This is a genomic window from Chryseobacterium viscerum (assembly GCF_002899945.2).
Taxonomy (GTDB): Bacteria; Bacteroidota; Bacteroidia; order Flavobacteriales; family Weeksellaceae; genus Chryseobacterium; species Chryseobacterium viscerum.
This window is the reverse complement of the sequence record NZ_PPEG02000005.1, coordinates 219,597-234,570: the sequence shown is the minus strand read 5'-3', so window position 1 is coordinate 234,570 and position 14,974 is coordinate 219,597. Positions and strand designations below refer to the sequence as shown.

General features: G+C 34.5%; 13 protein-coding genes and 1 CRISPR repeat array. Of the genes, 2 read left to right on the top strand and 11 right to left on the bottom strand.

All coding sequences use genetic code 11. The features are described from left to right. Positions 1–15: 15 nt before the first annotated feature. The 6 genes from ychF to C1634_RS12920 form a co-directional block, all read right to left on the bottom strand. Entirely contained in the window at positions 16–1,107 is a 1,092-nt protein-coding gene (gene ychF / locus C1634_RS12945) for a redox-regulated ATPase YchF (RefSeq protein WP_103232724.1), read from the bottom strand. 178 nt (positions 1,108–1,285) lie between these two features. Continuing rightward, positions 1,286–1,837 (bottom strand): ferritin, encoded by a 552-nt coding sequence (locus tag C1634_RS12940; RefSeq protein ID WP_103232725.1) that lies wholly within the window; start codon positions 1,835–1,837, stop codon positions 1,286–1,288. A 280-nt stretch (positions 1,838–2,117) separates the two neighbouring features. Further along, positions 2,118–3,734, bottom strand: a complete 1,617-nt coding sequence (locus tag C1634_RS12935) for a glycoside hydrolase family 10 protein (RefSeq protein WP_109738541.1) — start codon at positions 3,732–3,734, stop codon at positions 2,118–2,120. Between the two features lie 129 nt (positions 3,735–3,863). Then, the gene (typA, locus tag C1634_RS12930) at positions 3,864–5,669 is read right to left on the bottom strand and encodes a translational GTPase TypA (RefSeq protein ID WP_103232727.1); all 1,806 of its coding nucleotides are present in this window, start codon (positions 5,667–5,669) and stop codon (positions 3,864–3,866) included. A 136-nt stretch (positions 5,670–5,805) separates the two neighbouring features. Next, positions 5,806–6,012 (bottom strand): bacteriocin-like protein, encoded by a 207-nt coding sequence (locus C1634_RS12925; protein WP_103232728.1) that lies wholly within the window; start codon positions 6,010–6,012, stop codon positions 5,806–5,808. 110 nt (positions 6,013–6,122) lie between these two features. After that, positions 6,123–6,374, bottom strand: coding sequence for a DUF1294 domain-containing protein (locus tag C1634_RS12920; protein ID WP_103232729.1), 252 nt, complete (start codon positions 6,372–6,374; stop codon positions 6,123–6,125). A gap of 139 nt (positions 6,375–6,513) precedes the next feature. Here C1634_RS12920 and C1634_RS12915 point away from each other — a divergent pair, with 139 nt between their 5' ends. Then, positions 6,514–6,870, top strand: coding sequence for a hypothetical protein (locus C1634_RS12915; protein ID WP_109738540.1), 357 nt, complete (start codon positions 6,514–6,516; stop codon positions 6,868–6,870). Between the two features lie 90 nt (positions 6,871–6,960). Here C1634_RS12915 and C1634_RS12910 read toward each other — a convergent pair whose 3' ends face one another. The 3 genes from C1634_RS12910 to C1634_RS12900 all read right to left on the bottom strand — a co-directional run bounded on the left by C1634_RS12910 (position 6,961) and on the right by C1634_RS12900 (position 8,671). Continuing rightward, positions 6,961–7,638, bottom strand: a complete 678-nt coding sequence (locus C1634_RS12910; RefSeq protein ID WP_109738665.1) for a YceI family protein — start codon at positions 7,636–7,638, stop codon at positions 6,961–6,963. Positions 7,639–7,746: 108 nt separating this feature from the next. Beyond that, positions 7,747–8,058, bottom strand: coding sequence for a hypothetical protein (locus tag C1634_RS12905; protein ID WP_109738539.1), 312 nt, complete (start codon positions 8,056–8,058; stop codon positions 7,747–7,749). A 172-nt stretch (positions 8,059–8,230) separates the two neighbouring features. Next, on the bottom strand, positions 8,231–8,671 hold the full coding sequence (locus tag C1634_RS12900) for a hypothetical protein (protein ID WP_103232732.1): 441 nt from the start codon (positions 8,669–8,671) through the stop codon (positions 8,231–8,233). 528 nt (positions 8,672–9,199) lie between these two features. Here C1634_RS12900 and C1634_RS12895 point away from each other — a divergent pair. Continuing rightward, positions 9,200–11,578, top strand: a complete 2,379-nt coding sequence (locus tag C1634_RS12895) for a hypothetical protein (RefSeq protein ID WP_109738538.1) — start codon at positions 9,200–9,202, stop codon at positions 11,576–11,578. Between the two features lie 159 nt (positions 11,579–11,737). Continuing rightward, a CRISPR array of direct repeats spans positions 11,738–13,631; the repeat unit is 47 nt; unit sequence GTTGTGAATTGCTTTCAAAAATTATTATCTTCGTGATTAGTCACAGC. A gap of 58 nt (positions 13,632–13,689) precedes the next feature. On the opposite strand, the gene cas2 is transcribed toward C1634_RS12895, so the two are convergent. Next, the gene (gene cas2 / locus C1634_RS12890; RefSeq protein ID WP_103235327.1) at positions 13,690–14,028 is read right to left on the bottom strand and encodes a CRISPR-associated endonuclease Cas2; all 339 of its coding nucleotides are present in this window, start codon (positions 14,026–14,028) and stop codon (positions 13,690–13,692) included. Further along, a complete protein-coding gene (gene cas1, locus C1634_RS12885) occupies positions 14,025–14,918 on the bottom strand; it encodes a type II CRISPR-associated endonuclease Cas1 (RefSeq protein WP_103235328.1) in 894 nt (297 codons plus the stop codon). The genes cas2 and cas1 overlap by 4 nt, the downstream gene beginning before the upstream one ends. Positions 14,919–14,974: the final 56 nt, after the last annotated feature.

Below are 14,974 nucleotides of genomic sequence, written 5' to 3'. Positions count from 1 at the left end.
AACTTTAATATTTTCTTATACATTGAATCTAAAGTGCATGATGTCTCCATCCTGTACAATATATTCTTTACCTTCTACAGAAAGTTTTCCGGCTTCTTTTACTTTTACTTCAGAACCGAAATTGATATAATCATTATACTTGATTACTTCTGCACGGATAAATCCTTTTTCGAAGTCTGTGTGGATTACTCCTGCAGCCTGTGGAGCTGTCCATCCTTGTCCGATAGTCCAAGCTCTTACTTCTTTCACTCCAGCAGTAAAATAAGTCTGAAGTTTTAAAAGATCATACGCTTTTCTGATCAAACGGTTTACTCCCGGCTCTGTAAGACCTAATTCTTCAAGGAAGATTTCTCTTTCCTCAAATGTTTCAAGCTCATTGATGTCAGCTTCGATCTGTGCAGCCAATACGACTACTTCAGCACCTTCACCTTTCGCCATTTCTTCAATCTTACCAATCCAATCATTTCCGTTTTTGATAGAATTTTCATCTACATTACAAACGTAAAGTACCGGCTTGTTGGTTAGCAACTGAACCTCTGCGATAATTGATTTTGCGAAATCATCAGTAGCAAATTCTCTTGCATTCTTACCATCTTCAAGGAATTTCTGTAAATTCTGAAGTATTTCGTAAGTAAGAAGGTCTTCTTTCTTCCCTGACTTAATAAATTTCTTAGCTTTTTCAACTGCTTTTCCTACTGTTTCAAGGTCTTTCAATTGAAGCTCAATATCAATAATTTCTTTATCTCTTAAAGGGTCTACTGAACCTTCAACGTGAATGATATTTCCATTATCAAAACATCTTAAAACATGAATGATCGCTTCGCACTCACGAATATTAGCTAAGAACTGGTTTCCCAATCCTTCTCCTTTACTGGCTCCTTTTACAAGACCAGCAATATCAACAATCTCAACTACAGCGGGTAAAACTTTCTCAGGTTTTACGATTTTCTCCAGTTCAAACAATCTTTGGTCTGGCACAGAAACCGTTCCAAGGTTCGGTTCAATGGTACAGAAAGGATAGTTTGCTGATTGAGCTTTTGCGTTGCTCAGACAGTTAAAAAGAGTTGATTTACCTACATTCGGTAAGCCTACGATTCCACATTTCATATTGTAAAATTCAAAGTTTAAGGTTTAGAAGCAACCCAAGGTATCTGCAACGTTAAACATTGAACTCCGAACCTTGAATTACGAGTGTGCAAAGATAGTGATTTTTGAGGGAGTTTCATAATAAAAAAATCTGTCAGTATTCTGACAGATTGTAAAAGGTATTGGTTTACCGGCTAACTTATGGATTGGTTCCGGTAGCATTCTGAGCCAGCGGAACATCATTGGGTGCTTCCTGTAAAGTTTTATCTAAAGTAAATAAAGATTCGTCTGTAGCTCTGTCACCACCTGCAATTTTCAATTTATCAATTAAATTCTGTGCTAATGTTTCTTCTTCAATCTGTTCCTGTACAAACCACTGCATAAAATTCCAGGTTGCCCAGTCTTTTTCTTCCATAGAAAGATCTACAATTTTATAGATGGATGTTGTATTATCAACTTCATGTTTAAAAACACCATCGAAACATGCTGTAAGAGTTTTAGGGTCAGCCGGAGGAGCTGGAATAGCGTTTACTTTTGGTTTTCCGCCCCGGTTTAAAATATATTCCATGAATTTGATCGAATGGTTTCTTTCTTCCTGAGAATGGCGGTAAAGGAAATTGGCGATTCCCTGATAGCCTTTATCATCGGCCCAAATTCCGTAAGATAAAAAAATGTGTGATGCATGAATTTCCTTATTCATCTGGTCACTAAGTGCTTTTTCCATTTTTGTGGAAAGTCTTTTAGTATTCATAAATTTATATTTTGGTGATTATGGAGTAATGATGCAAAAATAGTTCCGATACAGTTATTATTTTAAACAAAAACAGACAGAACACTTAAAAACCACACTGATTTTCAGTATTTTAAATTGATAATTTATAGTTATTCTAAAATAAAAACCCAGTTCTTTTCAGGACTGGATTTTATTGTTATGATTGAAATTGCTTCACCTAATGGTTCGCCATGACAAATATTGATTATGGATTTTGTAGGGCTACAAATTCTATTTTTTATGCTTATATCATAAGAGACTACTTGATCTTTTTCGCTGTATAATCACTTTCATTTCCTAATCTATCAATGGCTTTAATGGCAACTGCATTCAGTTTTTTACCGTCTTTAAATTTAGGAATATCTTTTGAAAGGGTATCCAGTGTTATAATTTCTGTTTGCCATACTCCGTTGTATTGGGTGAAAAGGGCCCACAGAAAAACATCAGCAGCATTCTTTGTGCTCCAGCTTGTTTGTGCAAAGCTTCCGTTATCTGCAACAAATAATGTTGGGGTCTGCAATGGAGCCGTTTTTATCCATGGAGATTTTGGCACTACTGCTTTTTCATTGTATGGTCCGTTTTTCAAGGTAGGAAGCATGTTCGGATTTTTGGTAAGTCCAGCAATACTCCAATGAATTTCTCCGGCATCATTTTTCAGGATATTTCGGGAAATCTCAATCTGGTTTTTGATCTCTGTCGGGCGATCTGATACTCTGATCTCAACGGTATTCAATCCCGGCCATAGGTGTCGGTTCATTGTATTTTCAGACTTCCACCAGTTTAAAAGTGCTCCAAAACTCTGTCCTTTAGAATCGATAGGCCAGTAAAGTTGTGGTGAAAAGTAATCTACCCAGCCTTTATTTAACCATAGTTTGGCATCTGCATACAACTCGTCATATTGTGAAGATCCAACAACTCCCGCGGGATATCCTGGTTTCCATATTCCGAACGGGCTGATCCCAAATCTTACATTATTTTTTTCTGCATGAATTTCTTTATAGATTCTTTCTACAAATTTATTCACATTATCTCTTCTCCAGTCTGCTCTGGATAAGTTGCCACCACTGCTTACGTAAGCATTCCAGGTTGCATTATCAGGGAAATCGGCTCCTTTATTATAGGTTGCGTAGGGATAGAAATAATCATCAAAGTGAATGGCATCAATATCGTATCTTTTTACAATATCCTTTACGACATTAGAAACATGACCCTGAGTTTTCGGATTGGCCGGATCAAACCAATACATTCCGTTCTTTAATCTTACAACAATATCGGATAGTTTATTGGCCATTGAAAGTCTATTCACAGATCCTCCATTGGTATGATGGGCGCGATAAGGGTTTAACCAGACATGCAGCTCCAACCCTCTTTTGTGGGCTTCTTCTATCCAGAACTGAAGCGGGTCATAGTTCGGAGAAGGTGCGGTTCCTGTTTCTCCTGTCAGAAAATAAGACCACGGTTCGATATTACTTGTATAGAGTGCATCTGCGGAAGGTCTGATCTGAAAAATAGCAGCATTGAAATTATTATCTTTCAACATATCAAGCATGCTGATTGCTTCTGCTTTCTGCTGATCCACCGTAAGATCATTTCTTGAGGGCCAGTTGATATTGGCGACACTCGCGATCCAGGCTCCACGGAATTCTCTTTTGATTTCCGGAAGAGTGGTTCTGAAATTATCCTCAGCTGAGGCTGGAGTTCCTGTTGTAGGTTTTACAGCGACAGGATTTACTTTTGGTGGGGTTGTATTGTTGGCTGGTTTTGTCGGATTCTTCGTGGAGGGTGTTTTTACAACATTGTTCTGAACAGAACATGAACTAGTGTACGATGCAAAAAAGCCCAATAAAACGATAAGTTTTAATTTATTCATTCTCATAGTCACAAAACTACTTTAAAATTTATTTTTTATCTCTCAGAGATTATTATGCCAAAATAAGCATTTTAATGGGTTTATATAGAAAAAGCCTCGAAAATCGAGGCTTTGATTTTATGTATAAGATTTTTATTATGCTTTTGCAGATCTTTCTACTCTTTTTCTTTCTTCTTCAGAAAGTAATTTCTTTCTCATTCTGATAAAGTTTGGAGTAACCTCGATTGCTTCATCAGCCTGGATATATTCCATACATTCTTCAAGAGAGAATAAGATTTTTGGTGCAACACCTGTATCTTTATCTTTTCCTGAAGCTCTCATGTTATTCAACTGTTTTGCTTCAACGATGTTTACAACTAAGTCACCTGGCTTATTTTGCTCACCGATAACCATACCTGCATAGATCTCCTCACCCGGATCAACATAGAACTTACCTCTATCCTGTAATTTAGCGATAGAATATTCTGTAGCTGGACCTTGAGTTTTGCTGATCAATACCCCATTACTTCTTCCAGGAATAGCACCTTTGAAAGGCTTGTATTCTGTGAAACGGTGTGCCATAATAGCTTCACCTGCAGTAGCTGTCAACATTTGAGAACGCAATCCGATCAAACCTCTTGAAGGAATTTCGAATTCCATGTGCTGCATTTCACCTTTAGTTTCCATAATGTGAAGGTCACCTTTTCTCTGAGTTGCCAAGTCGATTACTCTTGAAGCAAATTCTTCAGGAACGTCAACAACTAAAGATTCATAAGGCTCACATTTTTCTCCGTCGATTTCTCTTAAGATAACCTGTGGCTGACCAATTGTCATTTCATACCCTTCTCTTCTCATTGTTTCAATTAAAACTGACAAGTGAAGAATACCTCTACCAAAAACTAAGAAAGTGTTTGCATCATCAGTCTGTTGAACTCTTAATGCTAAGTTTTTCTCTAATTCTTTGTATAGTCTTTCTTTCAGGTGATTTGAAGTAACATATTTACCGTCTTTACCGAAGAAAGGTGAATTGTTAATTGAGAACGTCATGTTCAATGTAGGCTCATCAATTGCAGTTCTTTCCAATGGTTCAGGGTTTTCAAGATCTACGAAAGAATCTCCGATCTGGAAAGCATCAAAACCTACTACAGCACAGATATCTCCTGCTTGTACTTCAGTTACTTTTTTCTTTCCTAAACCTTCGAAAACGTATAATTCTTTTACTTTTCCTTTTACCACTTTTCCATCTGCCTGAGCAAGACCGATCCACTGAGATTCTTTAAGCTCTCCTCTTGTTACTTTTCCGATTGCAATTCTTCCTAAGAAAGAAGAGAAATCTAATGAAGTAATCTGCATCTGAAGATTCCCTTCAGTTATTTTAGGTTCAGGAACATACTGTAAGATCCCGTCTAATAACGGCATAATATCTTCAGTTTGTTCTAATGAAGTGTTGAACCATCCTTGTTTTGAAGATCCATAGAATGTAGGGAAATCCAACTGCTCTTCTGTAGCTTCAAGGTTGAAGAACAAATCAAATACCTTATCATGAACTTCGTCAGGACGACAGTTTGGTTTATCTACTTTATTGATCACCACTAATGGTCTCAATCCTAATTCCAATGCTTTCTGTAGTACGAATCTTGTTTGTGGCATTGGTCCTTCGAACGCATCCACTAACAAAATAACCCCATCAGCCATTTTCAATACTCTCTCTACTTCTCCACCAAAATCGGCGTGACCAGGAGTATCAATTACGTTAATTTTTGTGTCTTTATAAGTAACAGAAATATTCTTGGATAAGATTGTGATCCCTCTTTCTCTTTCAAGATCGTTGTTATCCATAATTAACTCCCCACTTTCCTGATTTTCTCTGAAAATATTGGTAGCGTGAATGATCTTGTCAACCAAAGTCGTCTTTCCGTGGTCAACGTGTGCGATAATCGCAATATTTCTAATGTTTTGCATAAAAGATTTTTACGGGTGCAAAAGTAGTGATTTTTAATGAAAAAATATTTACTTATCGAAATATTTAATATTTTGTTTAAATAACTTATTTACAAGATTATAAAAAAGAGTGTTAAAAAAACACCCTTTATTCTATTTATATACAGATTTGTACATCACATGGATCTACTGCAGGCGGTTCTCCACATATAATGTCAAACTCACCACAGTTACTGGAGAATCCGGTTCCCCACCCCCATCTTACGGCACATGTATCGGCATCTTTACATCTTACCATTCCCTTAACAATTCCTCCATGAACTGATTTCATTTCAATTCTGGAAATTTTTTTGAGATTTTTCATGTTGTTTTGTTTATTTGTTATTAGCATGATAAAAATATAAAAAAATCACAACAACAACTATTTTATTACCATATTTAACATTTAACGAAAACAATGTAACATTTTTTATATCAATGCCTTATCAATCGGTAAAAAAGAACCAGATTAATTAAAACCACAATGAAAAATTTTACAAGAAATGATTTTTTTGAAACTTTATGATTGAAAATAATCATTCCGGAGGCTGCCCCTACAACCCCTATAAGAGAAAGCCCCAAAAGAGTATTCTCGGAAATTCGCCACTGTTGTTTTTTGGCTTGCCATTTATCAAAGCCGAAGACTCCAAACGTAAATAGGTTAGTTATGAACAGGAAAGGAAGCATTTTAAAATTATTTTGCAGCAAAAGTAAAGTTTAATTTATATATGGGAAAATTTCAAAAATTTAATCCAAAACAAGGAAAATATTTGTAGTGCTATCCGAACAAGATTTTTTTACATTTGCCATTCATAAAAACAAATCAATGACAGTACAGGATCTTGCAGGAAGTTATTCTATCGAAGGAAGCAATCAGGAAGAGTCTTCACAGGCTTCTTATCACGGCATATTAACCTTGTCCATTGATGAAAACAACCGAATTATTGCCCAATGGCTTATTGGTGATCATCTGCAACATGGCACAGGGTTTTATAAAGACCATATTTTGGTGATCAACTTCAACTATGAAGGGGAAGATCATAACATTTATAAAGGAGTTGCGGTATACCGTTGCTTGAGTAAAGATGTGCTGGATGGATTCTGGTCTGAAAAACATGGTAATCCTTTGTACCTTGGAAGTGAATATTGTGTGAGAATTCAGAATTCGGGGATTTGGAATTGATTTCTTTTATCGTATTAAATAAAGAAAAACCGAAAATAAAATGAGCTGCCTTTATCAAGACAGCTCAGTAGTTATTACCATTTGAATAACTTATTTTTTAGCTTTTACATCGATAGCAATCTCGATATCTTTGCTGATCATCCATTCTGCAGGGTCTGCTTCAGAAGTACCGAATTTGATTCCCCAGTCTGCTCTGTTTACTGTAAATTTAGCCTGAACAGCTGCTGAGTTTTCTGTTACATCTACTTTAGCAGGGAAAGTAACATTCATTGTTTTTCCTGATAATGTAAGATTTCCGCTTACTGTTTTATTAGCTCCTGCTACTGCATCTTTTGGTGCTTCTTTCAAATCTGAAACACTTGTGATTTTGAAATCTGAAGTAGGGTTTTTCGCTACATCAAAGAAATCAGGATTTTTCAGGTGAGCTTCAAGATCTGCAGGTTTTTTATCTTTTTCTGTTACTGAAGCCGGATCTACTTTGATAGAGTTCATATCAATCACAAAGTTTCCAGCAGAAACCTGACCTCCTTCAACACTGATATCTCCTGATTTTACAGTAAGTGTTCCCCAACGTGGAGCCATACCTCCTTTGTGAAATGCTTTCCAGTTTACTACTGAAGCTGCTGCATCTACTGCTAATACTTCACCTTTGCTCTCAGCTACTGTTTGCTCCTGAGCCGTAGCTGCTGAATCTGCAGATTTTTGTTTATCACATGATGCTAAAAGCAATCCTACTCCTACTAATGCAATTACGCTAATTTTTTTCATATTGAACTGTTTAAAAAGTTTGTTTGAATTTTGTTGTTTTCGGGTACAAAAATAGAAAAACCTATTTGGAAGCACCTTATCATACATCAAGAAATACAAAATTCTATATTATTTGCAATTGTAAACCCATTTACGAGACACCTCTCTTCTATACTGCGAGTCATAACTGCTGGAGAATTCCTGGTTCTTTACCGTTTCATTTCTAAAGCAATCTGCAGCATTATCTTCCTGAAGATCTCCTTTGGCAATCCATCCTGTATCGGAGTAATCTGTATAGCTGCCATCATGTTCATTTTTTAATAGAACAACGCGTTCATACTCTTGTACCCTACATTTGCATATTTTAGGTTCTTCAGGCTCTCTTTGATAGCAAGATGCTAAAAAAGAACAGCAAATCAATAATGTAAATATTGTTCTCATGTTATTAGTTTTGATATTAAGAGAACATAAATAAGTAAATATTTAAATACAAAATCACAGTAAATAGAAATTTAAAAATTAGTTTTTAATCACTTAAGATTATATTCATAAAGACCAGGATGGGTTTTTAAATTATTTAATTGGTGATTAAGCCATATTGCTATTTCAATAACTAAAAAGATGGGTTTTTTGAAAGAATTAATGAGTCTAAATCTTTGACTTTTTTATATTTGTTAATTTGCTTGGTAGCAAACTTATCCAGCTCTTTACTTTTATAAACATACAAACAATTTCCAAATACAGATTTTCCTGCTTTTGCTTCAGAAATCTTGCCGATAGACCCTAATGAATCTTTCTTCATTTTGCTTATCTTGAAAGTTAAAAAAACATCTATCCCATCATCAAACAAAGCTATTGCAATGGGGTTATAGAGTGTTTTATCAATACTGTATATTTTATTTACCAACTCTTTATTTTCATACCCTTTTAACAGACACTTCTGAAAAGTTCTATCCTTGTAATTTTGTACTGTTAACTCTTCCTTAAAATTGCTTTTATTAACTGTGCATGAAACTAAAAAACACCCTGAAATTACAATTGCTATTTTTTTCATATGATTTTAAATTTATTGAAAATAATAAAGAAAATATTCAGAAACGTCCAGTTACTGTCTTAAAATATATCAAGAAATGATTTTTTTGTGCTTGGTAATTGAAATAACTTCTTCTGAGAAATAAATATTTACATTTTATTCTTTCATAGAATTATTGGTAACTGGAATTTATTTTATTTTTTAATTTCATTTATTGATCATGCCTCACTTATAATTTGAGGAAAATTTGGATGCTGAATATAAATCTCACCTTTTCCGTCAGAAAATTTAAATTCTATTTGTGATACCCTTTGTTCATACAAATTTGTTTTTCATTATGTGTGTTGAATTTAAAGTTATTTAGCTTTACTGGTGTAAATATATAAAATCATTAAATTATTCAATACAGGAAACCATAAACTTCCTCCTATGATTTGTCTAAACTCAAATCTTTATATCATCCTCATTGTTTTATATTTTCATTATTGCACATCACAATAAAAATGTATTTTTGGCGCTTCGTAAGAAAAACGCAAATTTTAATGGAATATGACAAAAAAACTAATAACACTATTAGCAGTAAGTACGATCTATTGTCTTAATGCGCAAACAAAGGCTGAAGAAGCTCTTAAAACATTTGAACAGAAATATCCTCAGGAAAAAATACATATATTACTGGACAAAAGTAATTATATCGCGGGGGAAAACCTGTGGTTCAAGTCTTTTGTATTTGATGGTTACACTACATCTGCTATTTCTACTACCTTATTTATAGAGTTGTATGACAGCAGCAAAAATCAGATCAGTAAAAAATTAGTCCCATTAATTAATGGAGAAGGAAGCGGAAACATTGCTCTTCCCGCTTCTTTGAAAGAAGACGTTTATTATATCAGGGCTTATACGGGTTGGATGGCTAATTTCAATGAAGATTTTCAACTTATAAAACCTATTGCTGTTTATAATCCCTCATCACCGGAAAAATTAATAGCCAACCCTACTCCATGGACTGTATCTGTATATCCGGAAAGTGGAAGTTTTATAGACGGAATCACTACAAAAGTAGCGGTACGACTACAATCCAACGGAACAGCACCTTCTGACTGGGAAGGATATGTCGTAGATTCTGATAATCCTGATACAAAAATCATAACATTCAAAGGGTTTGACCAAAATATCGGACTATTCAGCATCACTCCAAAAAGCGGAAAGAAATACCAAGTGATTGTCCAGGATAAAAACGGACAAAAGCAAAACATCATGCTGCCTGAAGTGTTTTCATCAGGGATAAATCTACAGGTGATAAGTGATAAAGACAACGTAAAGTATACTTTAAAGTCCAAAAATCCGGCTCAGGAATCTCAGTATTATACTGTTCTTGGAACAATTAATAATCAACTTGTTTACAAAGCGAAAATCAGCAAAATCAATAACGAGACTCAATATTCAATTTCCAATAACCAACTTGTCAGTGGAATTTTGCAGCTTACTATTTTTGATGATAAGGAGAATGTTGTTTCCAACAGACTTTCTTTTGTTCAGCCTCAGGTATTGCAGTTCAAACAACCAACACTGCAATCTCTTTCATTACGAGATGCACCTCGTGAAAAAAACTCATTTAACATTCCCAGAGATGCCAATTTTTCCAATTATACTGTTTTGGTGCTTGATGCCAATACAAAGAGTACCGAAGAAGATCAGAGTTTATTGAGTTCTTTATGGCTAACCGGAGATATTACCTCATCCATCACCAATCCTGCCCAATATTTTACGAAAACCCGCAATACAGACGCACTGGATGCATTGCTGATTTCAGAAAAATGGAAACGCTTCGAATGGAAATCCATCATGACAGGAAACTACCCGATGATCAAATATCAGCCGGAAAGTTATCTTTCTTATAAAGGAAAAGTAAATATTCAGGGGAAACCAGCTCCTAATACTGAAATAAATTTAATTTTCGGTTCGGAACCCGGATCCAGAATGTCTCAGATCAAATCTGATAACAATGGTTTCCTGACCTTGAATAATCTGGTTTTTGAAGACTCCATGAAATTCTTTTATCAATTAAATTCTGAGCCCAAGGATATTAATAATAATTATTCTGTTTACTTCCAGCCAACGTTTAGTTTTATTCCTTATAAAAAGAATCTGCCATCATCCTCTTATAAATTGGTTCAACGTCCTGCAGATGATAAACCTTCTGATGAAGTCAGCCGATCGCTTACAGCACTCAATGCCCAAAAAGTTATCAGTGAGAACATCACCAATATTGAAGAAATAAAATTGAAGGGAGAAGTCAAGAATAAGACAAAAAAATTAAATGAAGAGCTGAGCAGCCCATTATTCAGAGGAATTGATGAAAAAATTTATGATTTCATCAATGATTCACCAAATATTGTTGTAGGTGATATGCTGCGCTGGATACAAAGAATAGGTATGGGAATAAGGGTTCCTGAACGAGGCGCTCCTACCTTGAAAGGTCAAACAGTAAATTTATATGTTGATGAAATGCGGGTTGATGCTGGCCACCTTGAGAATATATCCACATCAGAAATCGCAATGGTAAAAGTAATAAGAGGATATTTTGCAGGAGGTTTGGGAGCTGTAGCAATTTATACTAAAAGAGGAATCTCTTCAGGAAATACTATAGACAAAAGCCTACCATCAAAATTAAGACAGATTACATTAACCGGATATGATAAAGAAACTCCATTTGAAGCTCCTTCTTATGAAAATGAAAAATTTAAAGGCGTTGCACAGGATACACGAAGTGTTCTTTATTGGAATTCCTTTCTTGAAGCGCTGCCTGATGAGTCATCAAAAGTACAGTTTTACAACAATGATGATGCGAAGAAGTATAAAGTAATTATAATAGGATATGATAAAACCAATGATACTCCGCTTTATTATAATGAAGTACTGCCTTAATTAATTTCAAGTTATTATACAGCCTGATTGCATTTTGTTATAATCAGGCTTTTTTTATTTATTAAGCATCAAAAATAACAGTATAATTTTGGTAAAGAATAAATCACTATCTTCGTGATTAATCACAGCAACTAATTTATGGAGATACTTATCATACCTGTTGTGAATTGCTTTCAAAAATTATTATCTTCGTGATTAGTCACAGCTACACAAACAATGGTGTTCTTTCACTATTCGTTGTGAATTGCTTTCAAAAATTATTATCTTCGTGATTAGTCACAGCAAATTGGATCTTTGCTATTTAATCTTTGAAGTTGTGAATTGCTTTCAAAAATTATTATCTTCGTGATTAGTCACAGCCGCTAAAATTAGTTTTAATGTCTTCATTGTGTTGTGAATTGCTTTCAAAAATTATTATCTTCGTGATTAGTCACAGCGACGGAATATCAACGGATGTTTTTTAGTTAGTTGTGAATTGCTTTCAAAAATTATTATCTTCGTGATTAGTCACAGCTTATTATTTTAATGACACATATCCAGTGCCGTTGTGAATTGCTTTCAAAAATTATTATCTTCGTGATTAGTCACAGCATTACCGGGATAATTCAGATGCTATTGCTGGTTGTGAATTGCTTTCAAAAATTATTATCTTCGTGATTAGTCACAGCAGAAAAATTATATTCGATATCACATTCTCTGTTGTGAATTGCTTTCAAAAATTATTATCTTCGTGATTAGTCACAGCGAGGTTGGAGAATTGGAAGGACTCCAATGAGTTGTGAATTGCTTTCAAAAATTATTATCTTCGTGATTAGTCACAGCGACTTCAAAAGTGATCTGGTAATTAATACAGTTGTGAATTGCTTTCAAAAATTATTATCTTCGTGATTAGTCACAGCCTGATTGTCATGTAGTTATGTTTTTATGTTGTTGTGAATTGCTTTCAAAAATTATTATCTTCGTGATTAGTCACAGCGAATGCGAAACATAGAGTTAGTAGTGTAGAGTTGTGAATTGCTTTCAAAAATTATTATCTTCGTGATTAGTCACAGCTGACAATGGAAATATCAGACCCTTATGATCGTTGTGAATTGCTTTCAAAAATTATTATCTTCGTGATTAGTCACAGCATCTTAAGGGCTTTTTCGTGTGTAGTCATCGTTGTGAATTGCTTTCAAAAATTATTATCTTCGTGATTAGTCACAGCTGATGAATATATTTATTTACCTAAAGACTAGTTGTGAATTGCTTTCAAAAATTATTATCTTCGTGATTAGTCACAGCGCCGGTGGCAACTTATACCCGGGGTACTGAGTTGTGAATTGCTTTCAAAAATTATTATCTTCGTGATTAGTCACAGCTTTTTATATTGTTTACCATATCTGAATATTGTTGTGAATTGCTTTCAAAAATTATTATCTTCGTGATTAGTCACAGCTACTCTCAACAATGAAATATCATCATTTACGTTGTGAATTGCTTTCAAAAATTATTATCTTCGTGATTAGTCACAGCTCTTGGTGAAAACCTAAAACAGATCAGAAGGTTGTGAATTGCTTTCAAAAATTATTATCTTCGTGATTAGTCACAGCTCTTTGATTAATGAGATGTTGAAAGATGTTGTTGTGAATTGCTTTCAAAAATTATTATCTTCGTGATTAGTCACAGCTTAAATGGAAAGTAGTCATTGATAAAGTTAGTTGTGAATTGCTTTCAAAAATTATTATCTTCGTGATTAGTCACAGCTTTATAATACTTTTTAGTCCATTCAGGATAGTTGTGAATTGCTTTCAAAAATTATTATCTTCGTGATTAGTCACAGCTTCAAGCCTAAAGTAACTTTTAATGATTCTGTTGTGAATTGCTTTCAAAAATTATTATCTTCGTGATTAGTCACAGCACTGATATTATTGTTGATAACACTGTTGAGTTGTGAATTGCTTTCAAAAATTATTATCTTCGTGATTAGTCACAGCAGAACAAGGATATCATATTTCTTGCTTTTAGTTGTGAATTGCTTTCAAAAATTATTATCTTCGTGATTAGTCACAGCCTCAAAAAACAATCTACTGAAAATCAGCAGATTGTTTTTGCTTTTAGGATTTAAAAATTTAGAATAATTCAAGCTGTTGAAAGGTTGGAGGTGGCTCTTCTTTATTTCTGGCAAAGAATATTTCAATATCACCAAACTGCTTGTCAGTGATGCACATAATGGCAACTTTACCTGCTTTTGGAAGCATCAACTTCACTCTTTTAATATGAACCTCAGCATTTTCACGACTTGGACAATGTCTTACATACATTGAAAACTGAAATAATGTGAAACCATCATCAAGTAAAGATTTACGAAAGCGGTTGGCATCTTTCATATTGGCTTTAGTTTCTGTCGGTAAATCATATAATACTAAAACCCACATAATTCGGTATGCATTAAACCTTCCGGCATTCATATCAGTTCAGGATAAGAGATCAGGCGTTTTTCCCCCGTATAACATTTATACAGTGATGTGGCGGTTGTTTTTACTGAAACCAACAATGGTCTGGTTTTATCATCTATTTTTACATCTTTGGTTGCAATCTGTAAAATGAAAGCTTTAAATTCTTTAGTTAATTCTTCAGTTTCAGGATTGACGGTCAGCCATTGCATGACTAATAAATCAACAAAAGGGCGATAAGGTTCCATCAGGTCATCGGCCAGACAGTAAGGGTTGTATTTATTTTTATGGAAAATTCCGAGAACAGGAAGTAATCCGGTCTCTACGATTGCTCTTGCAACAATGCTTCTTAGAACTGAATATCCGAAATTAAAAAACTGATTGGGCGAATCTCCAAAACGTTGCCTCAGAAAATCCAGACTAATAAGGTACTTCCAGTAATGTTGTGCAGCAATACCTTCCATATTGGTCATATCACCGCTTTTCACATTATTCTGATAACCTGTCATTGGTTCATGATAATTCCCTAACCGTTTTAAAACTTCTTTTTGGTTTTCAATTTTACATTCGACAGTTTGTTTCCAAAGTTGTTTTTTGAGGGGTTCACTGGCTTCTAATTGGTCTTTAATTCGATCTGAGTGCTCAGTATGTCCATACAGTGGAAGCATAATTCCGTGCGGTAAATGATGATTATCACAACTTACCACCACCACATTATTTCCCATCATTTTTTGAATTAACTGATGTGAAATCGTAATCTGAAAATGATCCAACATCAGCAACCCCAAATCTTCCACCGGAACTTTACCTTTCATTTCTTTAGTGGAAGGTTCTAAAATATACATTTGCTCATCTTTAAGTTTAAGATAAGCGGGATTGCCGATGTAGATGGAACGGGTGATCATTGGTTTAAATTTTTTGATAAAAATTATTCATTAGTGAACTTTTTAAGATCTTTTTC